General features: G+C 36.7%; 17 protein-coding genes. 3 read left to right on the top strand and 14 right to left on the bottom strand.

Annotated features, from left to right (window positions below; translation table 11 throughout):
• Positions 1–49: 49 nt before the first annotated feature.
• Both CWS20_RS24075 and CWS20_RS24080 read right to left on the bottom strand, forming a co-directional pair.
• Positions 50–847: a nucleotidyltransferase domain-containing protein gene (locus tag CWS20_RS24075; RefSeq protein WP_066198285.1), complete on the bottom strand. Its 798-nt coding sequence runs from the start codon at positions 845–847 to the stop codon at positions 50–52.
• Positions 848–1,148: 301 nt separating this feature from the next.
• The gene (locus CWS20_RS24080; RefSeq protein WP_066198287.1) at positions 1,149–2,480 is read right to left on the bottom strand and encodes a CoA-disulfide reductase; all 1,332 of its coding nucleotides are present in this window, start codon (positions 2,478–2,480) and stop codon (positions 1,149–1,151) included.
• A 260-nt stretch (positions 2,481–2,740) separates the two neighbouring features.
• On the opposite strand from CWS20_RS24080, the gene CWS20_RS24085 reads away from it, so the two are divergent.
• Positions 2,741–3,178, top strand: a complete 438-nt coding sequence (locus CWS20_RS24085) for a YhfM domain-containing protein (RefSeq protein ID WP_066198289.1) — start codon at positions 2,741–2,743, stop codon at positions 3,176–3,178.
• A 96-nt stretch (positions 3,179–3,274) separates the two neighbouring features.
• Here CWS20_RS24085 and CWS20_RS24090 read toward each other — a convergent pair whose 3' ends face one another.
• The 4 genes from CWS20_RS24090 to kduI form a co-directional block, all read right to left on the bottom strand.
• On the bottom strand, positions 3,275–4,285 hold the full coding sequence (locus CWS20_RS24090; RefSeq protein ID WP_066198292.1) for a LacI family DNA-binding transcriptional regulator: 1,011 nt from the start codon (positions 4,283–4,285) through the stop codon (positions 3,275–3,277).
• Between the two features lie 155 nt (positions 4,286–4,440).
• Entirely contained in the window at positions 4,441–5,217 is a 777-nt protein-coding gene (gene kduD / locus CWS20_RS24095; protein WP_180321536.1) for a 2-dehydro-3-deoxy-D-gluconate 5-dehydrogenase KduD, read from the bottom strand.
• Between the two features lie 16 nt (positions 5,218–5,233).
• Positions 5,234–5,872 carry a bifunctional 2-keto-4-hydroxyglutarate aldolase/2-keto-3-deoxy-6-phosphogluconate aldolase gene (locus CWS20_RS24100; RefSeq protein ID WP_066198297.1) on the bottom strand — a complete coding sequence of 213 codons (639 nt, stop codon included), beginning with the start codon at positions 5,870–5,872 and terminating at the stop codon, positions 5,234–5,236.
• Positions 5,873–5,886: 14 nt separating this feature from the next.
• On the bottom strand, positions 5,887–6,717 hold the full coding sequence (kduI, locus tag CWS20_RS24105; protein ID WP_066201650.1) for a 5-dehydro-4-deoxy-D-glucuronate isomerase: 831 nt from the start codon (positions 6,715–6,717) through the stop codon (positions 5,887–5,889).
• A 306-nt stretch (positions 6,718–7,023) separates the two neighbouring features.
• On the opposite strand from kduI, the gene CWS20_RS24110 reads away from it, so the two are divergent.
• Both CWS20_RS24110 and CWS20_RS24115 read left to right on the top strand, forming a co-directional pair.
• Positions 7,024–8,016: a sugar kinase gene (locus CWS20_RS24110; protein WP_066198299.1), complete on the top strand. Its 993-nt coding sequence runs from the start codon at positions 7,024–7,026 to the stop codon at positions 8,014–8,016.
• 28 nt (positions 8,017–8,044) lie between these two features.
• Positions 8,045–9,061: a 2-keto-3-deoxygluconate permease gene (locus tag CWS20_RS24115; protein ID WP_066198302.1), complete on the top strand. Its 1,017-nt coding sequence runs from the start codon at positions 8,045–8,047 to the stop codon at positions 9,059–9,061.
• 170 nt (positions 9,062–9,231) lie between these two features.
• Here the strand turns inward: CWS20_RS24115 and CWS20_RS24120 are convergent, their stop codons facing one another.
• From CWS20_RS24120 to CWS20_RS24155, 8 genes are all read right to left on the bottom strand, one after another.
• Entirely contained in the window at positions 9,232–10,020 is a 789-nt protein-coding gene (locus tag CWS20_RS24120; RefSeq protein WP_066198305.1) for an alpha/beta fold hydrolase, read from the bottom strand.
• Between the two features lie 613 nt (positions 10,021–10,633).
• Positions 10,634–11,170 carry a PadR family transcriptional regulator gene (locus tag CWS20_RS24125; protein ID WP_083957393.1) on the bottom strand — a complete coding sequence of 179 codons (537 nt, stop codon included), beginning with the start codon at positions 11,168–11,170 and terminating at the stop codon, positions 10,634–10,636.
• A 150-nt stretch (positions 11,171–11,320) separates the two neighbouring features.
• Positions 11,321–12,550 (bottom strand): cytochrome P450, encoded by a 1,230-nt coding sequence (locus CWS20_RS24130; protein WP_066198311.1) that lies wholly within the window; start codon positions 12,548–12,550, stop codon positions 11,321–11,323.
• A 708-nt stretch (positions 12,551–13,258) separates the two neighbouring features.
• Positions 13,259–13,762, bottom strand: coding sequence for a DinB family protein (locus CWS20_RS24135; protein ID WP_066198314.1), 504 nt, complete (start codon positions 13,760–13,762; stop codon positions 13,259–13,261).
• Between the two features lie 167 nt (positions 13,763–13,929).
• Positions 13,930–17,028, bottom strand: a complete 3,099-nt coding sequence (locus CWS20_RS24140; protein ID WP_066198317.1) for an MMPL family transporter — start codon at positions 17,026–17,028, stop codon at positions 13,930–13,932.
• A gap of 61 nt (positions 17,029–17,089) precedes the next feature.
• Positions 17,090–17,665 carry a TetR/AcrR family transcriptional regulator gene (locus tag CWS20_RS24145; RefSeq protein ID WP_066198320.1) on the bottom strand — a complete coding sequence of 192 codons (576 nt, stop codon included), beginning with the start codon at positions 17,663–17,665 and terminating at the stop codon, positions 17,090–17,092.
• Positions 17,666–17,742: 77 nt separating this feature from the next.
• Positions 17,743–17,925 carry a hypothetical protein gene (locus tag CWS20_RS24150; RefSeq protein ID WP_066198323.1) on the bottom strand — a complete coding sequence of 61 codons (183 nt, stop codon included), beginning with the start codon at positions 17,923–17,925 and terminating at the stop codon, positions 17,743–17,745.
• 130 nt (positions 17,926–18,055) lie between these two features.
• On the bottom strand, positions 18,056–18,580 hold the full coding sequence (locus CWS20_RS24155) for an SMI1/KNR4 family protein (RefSeq protein WP_066198326.1): 525 nt from the start codon (positions 18,578–18,580) through the stop codon (positions 18,056–18,058).
• Between the last annotated feature and the right edge of the window lie 252 nt (positions 18,581–18,832).

Here is an 18,832-nt window from a genome sequence, read left to right on the forward strand (position 1 = left end):
TCTTTATTCGCCTGAAACACTGGGAGATCACTTTCTTCAGAGGAATAACTCAACGTTTTTCAGCTAAATAAATAGGATTTTTCCAAACCTCTGTTAAAACTGCTCTAAACAATTCATCTAATTCTTCTGTTGGATCTTCCTGCTGAACATTCAGAGATTTAACAAATTCAGAAAGATGCTCTATTTCACTTTCTATGAACTCGTTAATTAAATCAATTCTTCGTTCCAAATCAAGTTCATCCCCGCTGATTTTTCTTTTAAGTAGGATTCTTATTTCGTTTTTAAGCTCTCCTTCCGGTACAATTTTTTCTAATAAATTTGGGAACTCCAAAGGAGCAATGGTATTGTATTTTTCAATCCACTTACATGCTAAGATTGGCCTCAATACATAGAAGTATTTTTTTATTTTCACTTCGTCACCTTGTAAATACTCTCTATAATTTCCTTTTGCCATGTTTAAATAATGATGTAATGCTGCAGTTGGCTTATATACTATATTGCTTATTTCCTTCATTTTGTCTACTGCAGAGAAATTTTGATAATAAACGATACCTGAATTTAACCATTCGAGTAATGGCGGGTTAGATTTTCTAAATAGCCTTAAAGCTTTTGTTAACTCCCATCCGTTGATATCTAATAAATCATTTATTGGCAATTCAATTACATCTCTTTTATGATCTATTGATAAATACCAATCTATTGTATGCACATAAATAAACCTCACATCATAGTCACTATTCTTAGACGGAAACTCCCATGCCCTGCTACCAGATTCACACGCATATAAAATTTTTACATTGTAATTTTCTTCAATTTGTTTTAGTTCTTTTAGAATTTTATCTTTCATTGTTATCTCCAGACTATAGTTTTATTTGTATATTAGCATGAATAAACTGGAATTTGTTAAAAATTCATTCTTATTCATAGTCATTTCACTCACATCTTCTGAATCGTTCACTGACAGCTAACTTCAACTGTCATACCCATCCAAAGTAAAATTGTGAGATTTTATAAACTATAGCAATAATAAAGTAGATTTTCATTTCAAAAAGCTACGCTCAATGTGAATGTTTTTATAAATGGTGAAAAGTGCTGCCCAATAACAATTTTACAGGTTGATTGGGCCTTCCACTTGCCCTACCTTTATATTATTTTACCCTTCTAGCTGCTTGTTGGATTGGATCCCATACCCCATTATAAGGAGGTGCGTAGGCTAAATCTAAGTCTAATATTTGCTCCATTGTCATCTTATTAAATAACGCTGTTGCTAAAACATCAATTCGTTTATCTACCCCTTTTTCACCAATTATTTGTCCGCCAAGCACTAAATGATTTTCTTTATGATAAATTAATTTCAAGACCATTTTTTTCGTATCAGGATAATAACCTGCTATATCGGAGGCTTCGATTGTTACCGTTTTGTATGGGATTTTTAACAAGCTTGCTTCTTTTTCAGATAGCCCTGTACGTCCGAGCGTTAAATTTAAAAATTTGATGATTGATGTGCCAACTACCCCTTTAAAGGTTTTAGGAATATCAATCATATTTAATCCCGCAATTTGGCCTTGCTTATTTGCATGAGTCCCTAAAGGAATATGGTCATCCTTTTCCTTTATACGATGATATTGGGTTGCACAATCACCAGCAGCAAAAATATCTTCAATATTTGTTTCCATATAGGCATTTACTTGAATAGCACCATTTACACTTATAGCAATTCCAGTATTTCTTAAGAATGAAGTGTTTGGTTTAACACCAACAGCGACTAATACAAGGTCTGTTTTATACACACCTTTATCCGTTTTAATATATTCAACATGGCTGCTACCAGAGAATGACTCCACTGATTCCCCCAGCTTTAGTTGGATATTATTTTTATTTGCTTCATTATGAATTTGTTCTGCCATTTCCTTATCGAAAATTGTTGCTAGTTGATTGTTTCTTTCAATAATTGTTACTTTTTTTCCAAGTTCAACAAAACTCTCAGCCATTTCAAGTCCAATATAGCCTCCGCCAATTACTGTCACATTTTCAATCGAATGATTAAGATGCTCCATTATTTCCGTTGCATCTGGTATCGTCTTCAACGAAAAAATTCCTGATAAATTATTGCCTTGCCAATCAGGAACAACAGGACTTACACCAGTTGCAATCAGCAAGCGGTCATAAGGGAATTTGAAACTTTCCCCATTTGATTGATTGACCCCAGATACAAATTTGTTTTGCACATCAACATGGAGAACTTCATGAAAAATTCGTGCATCAATTCCGTATTTTTCTCGAAAAGTTGTCTGTGTTCTTGCAATAAGCTTCTCTTTAGCTTCTATTTTTCCGCTTATTAAATAAGGAAGGCCGCATTGCGCGTATGAGTATATCTCTCCCTTTTCAAGCACGGTAATATTATGTCCGGAGCTATTCCGTACAATTTGCATAGCAGCACTCATTCCTGCTGCATCACCGCCAATTATGATTACCTTCATTATGATCTCCCTCCTTTGGATATTTTCTTTATAAACAATTGCAAGTTTAAAAAGAGAAGACCGCTTCATTAAAGTTATTTCCAAAATTTATGATTATGATAATGAATCCACCTTTCACATTGATATTTGCTGAGTTAATACTTTTTGTGAAAAAGGGATAATAATTGTTCATGCTTGCTGTTGTTTCAATTTCATATTGGTAACAATCTTTGTTTAACTTACGTCTCATTAGAAACTGAATCTTTTTGGGGGTATGATACTTGAAAACTGGAATCTGTTTGCTGTTATCTAGCGCTTTCCTGTCAATCTGTCTTGCTGGTTGTCTGCCAAGAGAGCCCTTCACTATTGAATCGAACGTGAATCCAATCTTTGAATCAAGCAGTCGTTTAATCAGCATACACATCTCAAATTTAAAGGCTGATGATACACTTATTATTGATGATAAGGAATCTCTTAATACGCTACAAACGATCTTTTCAAGTGTCATGAAAGTTGAGGGCATAGTGAATATGACTGACCCAAGATATTCCTTGAGTGTTCAGTATGATGACAAAAAACAGCACGACTTTTATTTATGGATTGGAGAAAAAGACAAAACCATTACATTAATGAAAACAGACGATACTCAAACCGTTTATACGGTGATAATAAAAGAAACCAATCAATTGATTGACATGATGGAATCGGTCATTGAATAGTCGGCATCCCCTATCCCATTTACCGTATCGAAATGGGATAAGGGTTTGTGTGATTAACATTTTCTAAGTTATGTAGGCTGCATTTTACACAAAAAGTTAAATTGAGTTTCTTTCAACAATCTCAGGTGCAAATCGATAAGTGATAAATGGATGTTGAGACTCATTTTTAATTCTATCCAGCAGCAGCTCCGCTGCCTTCAACCCCATTTGCTGAATTGGCTGGGCAATAGTAGTAATTGAAGGTTCATACAAATCTGCATAAAGAACATTATCAATTCCAATAACAGCCATCTTCTCTGGGACAGAAACATTATTCTTTTTTAAATATTTCAATATTTGAAGCAGAACTAAATCATTTCCTGCAATTATTGCAGTTGGTGGCTTGTTAAAGTGAAGGCAGTTTTGTAAGGCGTCTTGAATTTTGTCCTTTGATATGGAAAAAATCAGCTCCTCCCTTAGCTTTAACTGACAGGCAGCCATTGCCTTCTTGTAACCGTCTATTCTTTCTATTCTCGGAGTAACCGGAAAATCAATCGGCAATGTAAAAAAAGCAATATTCTCATGCCCTTTTTCTGCAAGGGTGGAAACAGCCAAAAAACTTGCCGCATGATTATCCAATAGCACGGAATCAGTCGTGATTCCATCTACCAGCCGGTCAACAAAAACAATAGGAATAGAGTAGTTAATCAAATAGTTGTATACAGTATAATCATTGCCGACAGGAAAAATGATGATGCCATCTACTTGTTTGGCAATCAGAAGGTCAATGTACTCTTTCTCTTTTTCCGGATCGTCAGCCGAATTACAGACAAATGCTTTCATACCATTATGCTGTAATCTGTCTTCAACTATTTGAATGATTTCTGTGGAAAGGGTATGTAGAATATTGGCAACAAGAATTCCAACTACCTTTGTTTTTTTTACTTTCAGATTCCTGGCATTGTCATTAGGACGGAAATTCAGCTCATTGATTACCCGTTCTATTCGCTCCTTCGTTTCCGAGCTCATATACTTATAGCGTTGATTAATATATTGGGAAACCGTACTCTTTGAAACTCCCGCTTTTTCTGCTACATCTGATATGGTGATTTTCTTCTTTACGTTCATAAGCATCTCCCGTCTCTAAATTCTAAATCTTCCCTATTTAGTGAATAGGAAATACCGTGTCATACTCATCATACCAAAATTGTAATGCAATTTCTTCCTTTATGGCAAGAGCTCTTAGCGAAAGAATATCGCCAAGAGCTCTTGATTCAACCTTCTTATCTAACTAACCATCCGCCATCAACTGCAACAATATGGCCATTCATATAATCCGATGCACTGCTCGCAAGGAAGACAACTGTTCCCATCACATCACTTGGTGTTCCCCATTTCCCAGCCGGAATTCTTGATAGAATTTCCGCATTTCTGGATTCATCCGAGCGAATCGGCGCAGTATTTTTCGTTTCGATATATCCTGGTGCAATTGCATTAATCTGAATATTATATGCTGCCATTTCATTGGCGAACGCTTTTGTCAGTCCTGCCACACCATGTTTGCTTGCTGTGTAAGGCGGTACGAACTTGCCACCTTGATACGTTAACATCGATGCTACGTTAATAATTTTACCGCTGCCTTGTTTAACCATCTCTTTAACAACAATCTGGCTCAAATAATAAACAGCATTGAGGTTAATATCTATCACCGCTTCCCAATCTTCGTCTTTATATTCAAGCAGCGGCGACCTTCGAATTGTTCCAGCATTATTCACCAGTATATCGATACGTCCAAGTGAATCAAGGCAGCCATCCACAATTCCTGCAAGGTTTTCCTTATCTGCCAGCTCTGCTTGATAAAAAATCGCTTTTTGTCCAGTTTCTTCTATTAATTGTTTTGTTTCATCCCAATTATCTCCATGAGTCACTACAAAAACATCCGCGCCTGCTTTTGCTAGAGCAACTGAATATCCTTGTCCTAGCCCTGTATTCCCCCCTGTTACAATTGCAACCTTTCCTTTTAAGCTAAAATAATCCATTGAAAAATCAGCTAAGCTCATCATTCATTCCCCTTTCTCATGTTCTCACTTTATCCTTCACTTTTTGTATATATTCTGAAGCTAATCTAGTAATCTCTTGATAGTTTTCATCTTTGGCTGGCTCAATCAATTTTCCACCAACACCAACTGCGATACATCCGTTGTCGATCCAATCATTGATATTATCTAAACTAACGCCACCTGTCGGCATCAAATTAATATCAGGAAGAGGTCCTTTTATTGCCTTTACATATTCAGGTCCGAATGTACTTCCTGGAAATAACTTAATAATATCTGCTCCGTGTGACATCGCCTTGACCATTTCCGTAATCGTTTCACATCCAGGAATATATGGGATTTGATATAAATTGCATAACTTTACAATTTCCTCATCAAATGAAGGGCTTACAATAAATTGTGCTCCTTTTAGGATGGCAAGCCTCGCTGTGACTTTATCAAGCACCGTACCAGCCCCGACTTTTATTTGAGGATACTCGTGCCTCAACCGTGCGATTGCCTCATCCGCATCCGGCACCGTGAAAGTGACCTCTATATTAGTAATGCCGCCTTCCACACATGCTTTTGAAATTCGGACGGCCTGTTCTGCATTATCCGCTCGAACAACAGCAACAATCGGCGACTTGATTATATTTTGCAGGATATAAAGCTTCTTCATCCAGTATCCTCCTCTTATTTCATTTCTGTTAGCGGGAACTTATCCATATCTTCATATGTATAATTTTCGCCAGCCATTGCCCATATAAAAGTATAGCTGCTGGTTGCTGCACCACAGTGAATAGACCATGGCGGAGAAAGGACAGCTTGTTCATTCTGCATGATTAAATGTCGTGTTTCGCTCGGTTCTCCCATCATATGAAATAGAATTTCACCCTTTGGCAAATCAAAGTATAAATAAACCTCTACACGGCGGTCGTGAACATGCGGAGGCATCGAGTTCCAAACGCTGCCCGTTTCAAGCTCAGTCATCCCCATACAAAGCTGACAGCTTTGGATACCATTTTGATGAATCATACGGCGAATTTTACGCTTATTGGCCTTTTCTGTTTCCCCCATCTCATCTCCAGGGATGTCCTCGAAGGCAACATGCTGAATAGGATATTCTTTATGAGCCGGCGCGGAAGCCAAATAAAACTTAGCAGGTTCGGCGGCTGATTCACTAATGAAGGTCACTTCCCTAGAGCCTAGACCAATATAGAGACAATCTCGGTTAGCCATCAAAAATTCTTTGCCATCAACTGCGATCTTTCCAGGACCGCCAATGTTGAATATGCCAATTTCCCGTCTTTCCAAAAAATAATCTGACTTAATTACATCGCTTCCTCCAAGAATTACCTCAGTTTCGACTGGAGCAACCCCTCCTATAATGATTCGGTCGTCCAAGGAGTAACAAAGTGATACTTCATCCGGCATGAAAAGGTTTTCAATTAAAAAATTCTTTCGTAGTTCCTCTGTGCTAAACTGCTTTGCCTGTGTCGGGTGAATCGAGTATCGCTTATCAATTTTCATGAATTTCCCCTCCTGATAAAACGGTTTATGATAAAAAACTGCTGATTTATGTGTTATTACATTTAAAATATAAAGAAAATTATAAATTTAGTCAAACTATTTCTATTAAATATTTTCGGTGTATTATAGAAAATCTATTGTTTTCAGTCGTTTATCACTATTTTTTCTCATAAAATTTAATTTTCTAAAAACTTATTGTAAAAAACCGGTTTATATGATAATCTCATTTTTAATAATACAGAAAGCGCTTACTTTATTATTTTTTTACTAAACCGTTTATCAACTATGGAGGAAACAAATATGACTAATTTAGATGTTGTGACCTTTGGAGAACCGATGGTTATGTTCTATGCAAATCATCCAGAACCGCTTCATGCCGCAAATTCTTTTTCAAGAGCATTAGCTGGCGCAGAAGCCAATGTAGCTTGTGGGATCTCACGCTTAGATTTACAAGTCAGCTATATAACTAAACTAGGCAATGACAGCTTTGGAAAGTTCATTATTGAAGCATTAAATCGTGAAAACGTCCATACGAATGGCATTTTATTTTCTAATAGCCATTCAACAGGAATGCTTATGAAATCAAAAGTTTTGCAAGGCGATCCTGAAGTGGAATACTTCAGGAAAAATTCAGCTGCCTCGACGTTAAGTATGAATGATTTCTCAAAAGCTGACTTTACGAAAGCGCGGCATCTTCATGCAACTGGAATACCCTCTGCCCTTTCAAATGACTGTCATCATTTTACGCAGAATGTTATGAATCATATGAAGACTCACGGCAAGTCGGTTTCCTTCGATCCAAATTTACGTCCGAGTTTGTGGAAAGATAAGAAAACGATGGTTGATACTGTGAACAAGCTCGCTTATTTAAGTGACCAGTTCTTGCCGGGTTTATCAGAAGCGCAAACATTAACTGGTCTAACCAATCCAAAAGATATCGCGGATTATTATTTAGCTAAAGGCATAAAGACAATCGTCATCAAACTCGGACCAGAAGGAGCTTACTATAAAACCGGTCAAGAAGAAGGATTTGTTCCCGGATACAAGCCTAATCAAGTTATCGATACAGTCGGAGCGGGAGATGGTTTTGCTGTCGGATTTATCTCCAGTTATCTTGAAGGGAAATCAATAAGTGAAGCAGTAAAAAGAGGGAATGCAATTGGCGCGCTCCAAGTAATGTCACCGGGCGACATGGATGGCATGCCAAATCGTAAAACACTTGAGGAATTTATGCAACAGCAGCAATTGGAAAACATAGCAGATCTCCCAACTAGATTGTCACAAGAAATTTAAACTAATTTAGCTGAAGAGGAGAATTTATATGAGAATAAAAGCTGGCATTGAGAAAATCCCTGGGGGAATGATGGTTGTTCCATTGTTTTTTGGCGCACTATTAAACACGCTTGCACCGGAAACAGCTACATATTTCGGTGGCTTCACCGGAGCGCTGCTAACTGGTACGTCTGCTATTCTTGCTGTCTTTTTCTTTTGCGTCGGTGCAACGATTGATGTCAAACAATCCGGGTACATCGCAAAAAAAGGGTTAACTCTGCTCATCGGAAAAGTCGGTTTCGCTGCACTGCTTGGCTACGGAGCTGCGCTTTTTTTACCTGAAAACGGTATTCAGTCAGGACTATTCGCAGGATTATCCGTTCTTGTCATCATTGCGGCGTTTAACGAAACGAACGGAGGGTTATATACTGCATTAATGACGAAACTAGGGCGGACAGAAGATGCAGCTGCCTTCCCCTTCATCAGCATAGAAAGCGGTCCTTTCTTCACGATGATTATACTTGGAGTTGGCGGTTTAGCCACATTTCCGTGGCAAACAATCGTTTCTACGCTTATTCCATTTGCTGCAGGAATGATTATTGGCAATATTGATAAGGAAATGAGAGCATTTCTTGGGCAGGCTGTCCCTGTCTTAATTCCTTTCTTTGCCCTATCACTAGGCTTTGGGCTTGATTTCGGAATGATTGTCCGTTCCGGCTTCATGGGAGTATTAATGGGAGTTGCTGTCGTATTATTATCTGGCGGTGTTTTATATTTGATGGACCGTTACATAACCGGTTCTGATGGAGTTGCTGGTGTAGCCGCTTCATCTACAGCCGGAGCTGCAGTAGCCGTTCCATTCATCATTGCGGAATTAAACCCTCAGTTCGCACCCGTAGCTGAATCAGCCACGGCCATTATTGCAACAAGTGTACTAGTCACTGCGTTATTAACACCTATTTTCACCATGTGGGTTGCCAAGCTTCAAATCAAACGCGGCATTCCGCAAAGGAAGTATAAAAACGGCTCTTCGAATAGCTATTCTGATCAATCTAAAATTATATAAACAGCGGTTTATTTTCATAGAGATGCATACTGGATTTTTCAGAAAACAATAGCCTTACTGCGCTCAAGCTGCAGTAAGGCTATTTATATTTGATTTGAAAATAAATTGGAAAAGGGAAATTACTTCGAAGCTGTCATTAACAACTCCCAGCTACATTCACTATAAAAACATTAACTATTCTCATACTCTTTATTCACTTTGTAAACAAATTCACTAATCATTTCGTTTAATTTATTTGCTACTTTAGTAGGTATTTGATGTCTTTCTTTTTCAAAAAACAATAATTTATTTAAAGGCAGCTTTTCATGCAAAATTTGCGCATATTTATGAAATGCTTTATCTTTCGTGCCATAGATGAGCAAAACAGGCAAATCGATATTTTGAAGTTTATTTGTACAATTATATTGCAAGCTATAACGATAATATTGCTGAATGTTTTTTGCATTTCCATGCAATGCTTCCTTATGCATTTTTTTAAATACTTGCATATTATTGGAATTACCAAATGAAATTGCAAGTGACAAAAAAGGAATGGCATTCGCTTCAGCAAGTTTGGCTGCCAAAGATATCCTCAGCTTTAAGTATTGATCCTTCACTTCAGACATTCCGCTAATAATAATGCCTCCTAATGCTCTACTAGCTTTTGTCAAAAAAAACTCTAATACGATAGAGCCACCCGTTGAATACCCACAAATAAATGCTTTCTTTATACCTAAATAATCCAATAAGGATATAATATCTTCAACAATTAGTGAATAGGTGATAGGCTGCTTTGAATATTCACTTCTTCCGTGTCCTCTAATATCAAAGGTGATAACTTGATAATCTCGAGACAATTCTTCTAATTGATAAATAAAATTAGCACTTGTAAGTAATGGTGGATGAATAAAAACAATCGGAGTTCCAGAACCTCTTATTGTATAGAACAAACTTGTCCCGTTTATATCCAACATAGGCATCTTATGAATCACCTCAATCAAATGTTACTCAACATCTTTATTAAAATATGTATTTATAGTGTGCATCTTTTCGAGCTTTAATATTCTTTAGCCTATATTTATTGAAATTCACTTCAACCACATAAAAATATTTCATACATTCTCTTGATTGCTTCCTATTGTTCCATTGATGAACAATGAGCAAAACCACTTAATTTTTGTTGGTAATTGTTTAAAACATATTTCCGATCAAAGAGAAAATATATTCTGGATTTTTATCATTTTACTATTGAATGTTTGCTATACTGCGCCTTTTGTATTCAAAGGTCAGGTATCTATTTCTGGTTAAGTATTTTTTAGTTTTATGAATGCGATAGCAAGTGGATAAGGTATAGAACCGCAACTATATTCTATTAACAAAACCGCTGTAGAAAAATGATTACGGCTGGTTAAGACTTAAGTATCGAAAAAGAACGGACTGTTACCCGTTCTTTTTTTGATGCAATTTAAATATTTAATGATGTGATCGATCTAATTCGACGCTTGAAATAAAAAAGAATAAGTTCACAAACTTAAATTTATACAAAAACATTTGAGTAACAGCTGGTTAATAAAACGATTCTGTTGCCAAGGTTTACTCTTGGCCTTTATAATTTTTAATAAATACGAGCAGTCTTTCCATCCATTCAATATTAAAGTGCGCTTTATTAAAGGCGTGTTCAGTTATCAATTGACTAGTAATAGAAATGCTCTCGGTTGTTAATAATAAATCTTTCTTTTCTTCATGCTTTTCCCAAAGTCTCTTTTCTCTTTCGATAGTTTCTTCAAAAATCATTGCTGCCTTTTTAATATTTATAAAATCTAAAAAATAAATTGCAATGTATAAGTCCTCGATTTCAGCATTTTTTTTGAAACAGCTATAAAGTTCTTCTTGGAGATATTCACGTCCTGATTTTGTTATACTATAAATTGTTTTGTCGGGGCGCTTCTGCTCGTGAATAGTTTCTACTGGTTCAATAAATTTATTTTTATTTAGCGCCTCAAAATCATAGTAAAATTTACCTTCACTTAGAGCGGTAAATGGTTGTACTTCTAATAATTGCTTTCTTAGCATGTATGGATAATTATCTTGTTTAGCCAACATGCCTAAAATATAAATCCTGATCAACATTAACCCTCCTTTCAGTACCTCATGACCTATAATAGCTTATCAAATGACAAATATGTTCACAAAATTTTTAATAACAGTTGCTTGCATAATAAAAAAGACATTATTTATATATCCCTAGATAGGGAAATGTAAATAATGTCTACAAACTAGTTATTTGTACGCTTTTAAAGGGAGTGAAGTAAGTGTCTGTCCTGTCGCTGAATCTGTTAAATTATTTTCTAAATTAAATGCTGCAACTCGTTCAATTGCTGTATATCTCTGCAGAAAGGCTGTTAAAATCGTTTTTAACTCTAAACGCGCAAGCGGCGCACCGAGACAAAAATGAGGTCCATTTCCAAAGGTTAAATGCTTTTTGTTATTCGGACGGTGTATATTAAGATTAAACGGTTCATTGAACATATCTTCATCCATATTTGCCGCACTCATCCATGCAACAACAACATCACCTTTCTTCAAATCAACCCCCAATAATTGATTATCCTTTTTAACTGTTCGATCTCTTCTGCTCATATGGAAACGATAGCGCAGCATCTCTTCTACTGCGGCATCTATTAGGTCTGGATTATCACGTAGTTCGGAATATAATTTTACATCATCGTATAAAAGTGAATAAAATGTAGTTGAAATCATGTGACTCGTTGTTTCAACACCGGCGCCCAAAATAGCCATAGTCATTTCCACTATTTCTTGATCGGTCAGCTTTTCACCATCAACTTCTGCTTTAATTAAATCTGAAATGATGTCATCGCTTGGATTTATCCGCTTTTGCATAATGATTGGCAGTAAGTACGTATAAAATTCCTGAATGGCTTTGCTCTTCTTTTGTTCTATAGCTTCTTGATTTTCTTTCTGATATGGAAGAAACAATATGTCTACCCAGTTTTTAAATGCTGCAATATCAGGTGATGGAATGCCAAGCAAATCCGACATCACCATCGCAGGCATTGGATTGGATAGGCCTTCAACCGCATCTATCAGTTCTTCGTCACCTAGATTTTCTAATAGTTCAGTGGCAATTTGCTGAATGCGAGGTTCCCAATTTGCTAGACTTCTTGGTGTGAAAGCAGATGCCAGCAATGCACGTCCTTTTCTATTTTTAGGCGGATCCATCGTAACGAAGTTGACTTTGTTTTCCTTAAGATTATCCTCGCTAAATTTTACAGATATCGTTGTACGGTTGCCCTCACTGGAAAAATGTTCATAATCGCTTAGTACTCTTTTTACATCATCATATTTGAACACATGCCATGTATTCGATAATTCGTTAAAACTTACAGGCTCATTTAATAACATTTGTTTATACCAATTGAGTGGATGGAATTCCTCAGATCGTGTCGTGAATGTTTTAATATCTTCATAAGCAATGATTTCTTTATTCAAAATACAATCCTCCTTATGCTATTCTCATGAGTTTATAAACTTATAAATCAAAGTACTTTAATTAAAGTATATAATTATCCTAATGCTATAAATTGTTATGGTCAATAAGCTTTAAGTAATGATTCTGATTTGAGTTCTATCGGACTAGGAAATAAAGGCTTTTCCTCTGAAACATGAAGCAAGAATGTCTTTCACCTGAAAGGAACTTCATAAGAGCCCTTGATAACCAATGCTGGCCCAATTGCACCTGCGACTTGACGAGCGGGATTAACCACTGCTGATCCGTGAGTGATCTAGGTCCGGCAGTAGTAATATATCATTAGAAATGACAAGCAGAAGCGCAATACAATTGTCCTGAACATTAATTAGCTGTAACTAGTTGTTTCACTTAGACTAGTACTCCCCCATATCGCATGTATAGTAAACAGTAAACCTACCATTACTAGTCCTTTTGCCACGAATTTATCGTGTAACCGGCCAGTTATAGGAGACATTAATGCGTTTAACAATGCATCAGGTAGCAAGCGTAAGCCTGTTTCAAGCACTGTAAAGTCTCTGCTAGTAAGAGGTTATACTGCTTTTATCTTCGTGAAGGCACTGAAATTGAGGAGCTTCACAGAGATATATTGCTAGTATAAAATAAGACAGACTTTTTCTTATTTAGAAAAAGTCTGTCTTAATATAGAACCATATAAAATATTGGGCAGATTACATTTTTGGAGCTTCCATACCAAAATTAGCCCATTCTTCTTTTGACGGACCATAAATACCTGGAACGGTCAACCCTGATTGTCTCATTAGAACTGTCATTTGCCCACGATGGTGATTTTGATGCTGAATCAAAAACAACAAAAGTGAGCCAATTGGAATGTCTTGACCTAAAAAGTTTATTCGTTCTTCTAAATTTCTATCGATCCATTGAGTTTTTAATGACTGAATAAATGAAGCACTAGCTTGCTGATAGCTGTCTACTATAAATTGAGCCGAATCAGGGACGGGCCAATCTTTTGATGGGGCGTCAAACGCTAAGTTTGTATTTGATAGTATGATGCGAATGGAAGCAACGGTGTGCCAAGCTAAACTTCCTAATGTCCAATTCTCTGTAGTAATTTCCTGTTTAAGTGAGTCATCAGTTAAATTACTTAGTAATTTATGGGTCATTCCTGCTTCATATTCCCAAGATTTCAAAAAATGGTCAATGGTTATGAACATTATTAATCCTCCTATTTTTATATAATCACTTCTCTAAATAATTTAAATTACCTTCTATTTATATGGAAACACAAGATATTATACGATAACTTAAAGTTTGAATATTCTGCCCCATTTGTCAACAAAAAGAGGGAAGCACAATCGCTTCCCTCTTTTTGTTGACCTAACTATTCTCTTTTTCTCTTTAACTTTTCACCAATAGTTAAAAACGAAGGAACTAATACCGGTAGCATCAAAAAGCTTAGCATAATTAACCCAATAATAACGACAAGTGCAACCTCAATAAGAGTGATGACTCCAGAAGGTATTAATGCTGCAAAGGTTCCTCCTAATATAATCGCTGCTGAGATGACCACTCCTCCAATATTTCTGGCAGCGATTAATATCGCTTCTACAGGATTCCCTTCTATCTCGTTAAAACGCATCATTAAGAAAATACTATAATCTACCCCAAGGGCAATAATCATAATAAACCCAAAGAATGGCACATTCCAAGCTAGCTCACTCACATCAAAGAGCGCTTGGCTAATCCACTCGCTTATCCCGAGCGAAGTATAGTAAGCCAGCAACAATGCTGCAATGATATAGATCGGTTGCATGATGGAACGAGTAATTATCATCAATACGATACCGATACCTATCAACATAATGGTTGCGGTACGTGCAAAATCATCAGTTGCTATATTTTGCAAATCGATATTTTGTTGCGTCTGTCCGCCGATTGCATATTCAGCATTTTGTAATGCTGTAGCACTAAAAGCTGCTGGCAATTGTTGATTGACTTCTTCCATGACCTTCATTGCATCATTCGTATATGGGTTTTCCTCGAGTACAATGGTTAGAGAAGTCATATGATAATCTTCTGACAGGTATAAATTCATTGCTTGTTTGAACTCTTCACCCTCTAATACTTCTTCAGGGATAAAGAATTTATCCGAAGCCTTCGATTGGCTTAAACCACCTAAATAGGTTTGAGCTTCCTGTAAACCATTACCCACTTGATTTAAACCCTCTGTACTTTCAGCTAATCCTGCTTGTAACTCCACCATTTTTTCACTTAGATCACTAAGTCCTGTTTGAAGCAGCGTTTGTCCTTCATTTATTTTTCCAAGACCTGTTTCTAATTCTGATGACTTGGTAGCCATCTCTTTAGAGGCGTTTACCCCATCTTCCAAACCTGATTGCAATTTATTTGCTCCAGCTTCTAAATCATTCAATCCAGAATGAAGTAATGATAATCCATTGTCTAAGTTCATCAGGCCATCATTCGCTTGTGCAAACTGTGACATCGCCGCCTCGTATTGTGGATAGGCATCCTCTAGTTGATTAATTAGGCTGTTTACATGTTCTTTTGCTGCTGTAGCTGTTCCTAGTGCTGTCTGAATTTGTGGGTCTGCTGCAGCTTCTGGGTTATTTTTTATATAGCCAGACAATGATTGTTCTATTTGATTAAAAGCTTCCAGCATTCCTTCTGCAGCTGAGCTCATTTGCGTGAATATATGCCCCATACTTGAAAGTCCTGTTTCCAGCTGAGAATAACCGCTTACTAGTGTAGATGACGCATTCGAAAGCTCTTCTACACTGTTCTTCACTTCTGTTACACTACTAGACAATTCTTCCGCACCACTATTTCCAGATTGAATACCCGCAGACAATTGGTTCAGTGCATCCGAAAGTAAGGCAGCCCCGTTTCTTGCGTTAGCTGTACCATCAATCAGTGTTTGAACATCTGCCAACTGGTCGCTATTTTGATTAGCTGATAATTCGTTTTCAGCTGTAGATAAGCCATCATGAATAGTCCCTACACCGCTGTCTGCATCACCAATTCCTTGATTTAGCTGATCAGTTTGGTCATTCAAGTACAATTCTGGTATTTTTTCTCCCGCTGGTCTTGTTATGGATTGAACCTTAGAGACACCATCAACTGAGAGGATCTTCTCTGTCAGTTCATCGATTGACTGTAATGCTTCTTGCTGATTGAGCGGCTGCTCGCTTTTAATGACTAATGTCGCTGGTGCTGAAAAACCAGCAGGAAAATGTTCTTCAATCCTATTAATACCTTGCTTTGATTCAAATGAATCATCTACTTCAAGCAAATCATTATAACTTAAATCCCCGGAATACTTGAATACAAATGGTAATGATATTAATAATACAAGCAAAAGGGAGATGAAAGGTCTTTTAATTGTATGCCCTGATAAAAACCCCCAAAATTTACTATCTGCATGACCATCAAACCTCTTTGAAGGCCAAAACATTTTCTTACCTAGCATATACATAAAGAATGGATTAAATGTGTAAAGCACAGCAACTAAAATAGCTACACCAATAGCAACAGCTGAGCTTGCTTGATACAATCCAAATTGAGCGAATAACAAGACAACAAAGCCAATAAACACTGCTAAGCCACTATATAAAACCGTTTTTCCAGCTGTTCGATACGTAACTTTTAATGCCTCAAGCACGCTCTCTTGCATACTCAGTTCTTCTTTAAATCTAGTAAATAGTAAAATATTATAATCTGTTCCAATTCCAAAGAGAATAACGACTAAAAATACTTGTGTAAAATTGGAAAATGGATAATTGAATGAATCGACTAAATTAGCGATAATAGACATTGATACAATATAAGAGACGCCTACTGCCAATAATGATATAACTGGGATAATCGGTGAGCGGAATACTAATACAAGCACAATAAGAATAAACACAACTGCAATTGCTTCAGTTTTCTTTATACCGTCCTGTGTAGCTTGCACGAAATCCTCCATAATCAGCTCATTACCTGTTAATGAGACCTCGATTGTATCTGCTCGTAATTGTTGTCTCAGCGATTCTGTTACTTCTTCCAGCTCACCCTTATCGCGATCGACCGAGATTTGAGCTAAAATTGTTGAACCATCTTCGGCAGTTAAAAGCTTCGCTGCTTCCTCACCATCTAAATGAGTAGTCATCTCTTCAATCCCAAGCGATGTTTGTTCATCCTGTAAATGATTAAGAATATCTTCAGCTTCATTTTTCTGCTGGTCCGACATTTCTTTTCCATCACTTGAACCTAAAACAGCAATAAAGTCATAAGTATTTGCATTTTCATTCATCTCTTCTAATAATTGAGCTGCTTCTTTACTAGGCGCATCCTCAGGAATCGTTATTTGTCCCTTTTCTCTTACAAGCTGTTCCATATTTGGCATCCATAGAAAACTGACGAACGCAATGACAATCCATCCAATAAAGAGTAAGCTTCTAATATTTTTAAGTTTAGACAAAATGTTTCTCCTCTCTATTTTACGGAATGAATATTCATTCCTTTTATTCCAAGCCAATAGATTAATGAGATCTAATGGCATTCCAACAACATTCTTCAATACTTTTCATCAAGTGCTCACTTCCATCTAGAACATCCGAACGCAACATTTTTAATATTTGGACGATAGCACCATAAACGATCCCGATTAGTGCCTCTGTCTGCATGAGAATGATTTCTCCTCTTTTTTGCCCGACTTCAATTACATCACAAATATATTGGATAAAAGAATCAAAAACTTGATTGCTTTCTTCAGTTAAAAAGATTTCACTGCAATGCGAGTCAATAAAATGCAACGCATGACTATCGCCTATTGCAAAATGATGGATCCTTTGAAATATATGACGAAATTGCTCACGTATGCTGGAATCATTAGGATAACCTTGCATCAAATGATGAGACAACTGTTTTACCTTTTCCTGAAAAAGCACATTGACCAAATTTTCCTTATGATCAAAATAACGATAAATCGTCCCGGCCCCTACTTTAGCCGCTTCTGCAATCATGGGCACAGTTGTACCGTTGTAGCCTCTTTCGGCAAAAAGTACAATTGCGGCATCTAATATATCCTGGCGCTTGGTTGGTTTTTGTTCAGTCATTCTCTCGCTCCTTAAAAAATACTCATATACGGAATGAATATTCATTCCCTACCTATAATAGATTAATTCATTCGGTTCTATTTCACAAGTAAAAAGAAAAAACGATGGACACCGTTCAGCAGGAAAAATGAACACGCTTCTTTAAAACACAACCATTTTTTTAGATATTTCTGTGCCTCATTCGTCAAAGAAATTATGCCGTTTCTTTCGACAATAATACCTTCTTTTCTTCGTTGCTCCAGCCAATCGGTAATAACCACTACAGCATATCCACCTGTACTAATCAGCTATATATTGTTCTTCTGTATTGTTTGGATAAAGCAAAATTTGAATGAAGTTGCCAAAATGGGAAAAGTGAACCATCTGCAAATCTTCTTCTTTAGCTTATTCTTATGAATTAAAAACTTCCTCATTTACAAGCCCTCGAATAAATTCCTCAAAGTTGTCAGCAAGAAAGGTTATTTCATAGTCACACTCTTGATCAATATGCACGACTTTAGGTTCACCTTGTGGGCCGCACTCCCTGTAGTCTAAAAATACCATGTCGTGTCCGGCAGATGGACAGTCGCATATTGCCACTCCAATATTAGGGTATCCCCATTCTTCCATCATAAAACGGCTGCCCAATTCGCCACAGATAGCGTAAGGTTTATCCCGTCCAATTCCCATAATACCTGTTATAGCAATATGGTCTTCAGCCCAGCTTGTCGGCTTATTTATATGATAACAGGTATTCACCGGAATGCCTCCATTATGCTGCTTCATAAGCCAGATAAATGATTCTGGAAGCTTATACCCCAATTCTTGTTCAACTTCTGAAATAAGTTCATCGGTTGGCGGGTTACTGATATATTCTTTTTTCGCATATTCGCAGTCATCCCAAAAATCATTAAAACTAAAACCCTCAAATGCCATTTTAACAACTCCAGTTAAATTTTATTTTCAATTTATTTTAATTTTATTTCACAACTATTCCTATTAAGACATGCTTTTCTACTAATGTAAGGCTGATGAAGAACATCATGTAGCACAATACTGCCGCTTTTACGACATAAGAAAAGACAAATCTTTAATAATGAAAGAATTTCCAGTTTTTGGACTAATTTTCAAATGCAAATAAAAGAATTTGCATGCCACTATGAGTTTTACGCCAATCGTAAACAATGA

This window comes from Cytobacillus horneckiae (assembly GCF_002835735.1).
Classification (GTDB): domain Bacteria; phylum Bacillota; class Bacilli; order Bacillales; family Cytobacillaceae; genus Cytobacillus; species Cytobacillus horneckiae.

Bases quoted from the DNA above. Each gene is read 5' to 3' on its own strand.
- CWS20_RS24100 (WP_066198297.1), bottom strand. From the start codon at position 5,872: ATGAAGAAGCTTTATATCCTGCAAAATATAATCAAGTCGCCGATTGTT.
- CWS20_RS24135 (WP_066198314.1), bottom strand. From the start codon at position 13,762: ATGTTCATAACCATTGACCATTTTTTGAAATCTTGGGAATATGAAGCA.
- CWS20_RS24115 (WP_066198302.1), top strand. From the start codon at position 8,045: ATGAGAATAAAAGCTGGCATTGAGAAAATCCCTGGGGGAATGATGGTT.
- CWS20_RS24125 (WP_083957393.1), bottom strand. From the start codon at position 11,170: ATGTTGATCAGGATTTATATTTTAGGCATGTTGGCTAAACAAGATAAT.
- CWS20_RS24120 (WP_066198305.1), bottom strand. From the start codon at position 10,020: ATGCCTATGTTGGATATAAACGGGACAAGTTTGTTCTATACAATAAGA.
- CWS20_RS24155 (WP_066198326.1), bottom strand. From the start codon at position 18,580: ATGGCATTTGAGGGTTTTAGTTTTAATGATTTTTGGGATGACTGCGAA.
- CWS20_RS24080 (WP_066198287.1), bottom strand. From the start codon at position 2,480: ATGAAGGTAATCATAATTGGCGGTGATGCAGCAGGAATGAGTGCTGCT.
- CWS20_RS24090 (WP_066198292.1), bottom strand. From the start codon at position 4,285: ATGAACGTAAAGAAGAAAATCACCATATCAGATGTAGCAGAAAAAGCG.
- CWS20_RS24145 (WP_066198320.1), bottom strand. From the start codon at position 17,665: ATGACTGAACAAAAACCAACCAAGCGCCAGGATATATTAGATGCCGCA.
- kduD (WP_180321536.1), bottom strand. From the start codon at position 5,217: ATGAGCTTAGCTGATTTTTCAATGGATTATTTTAGCTTAAAAGGAAAG.
- CWS20_RS24075 (WP_066198285.1), bottom strand. From the start codon at position 847: ATGAAAGATAAAATTCTAAAAGAACTAAAACAAATTGAAGAAAATTAC.
- CWS20_RS24110 (WP_066198299.1), top strand. From the start codon at position 7,024: ATGACTAATTTAGATGTTGTGACCTTTGGAGAACCGATGGTTATGTTC.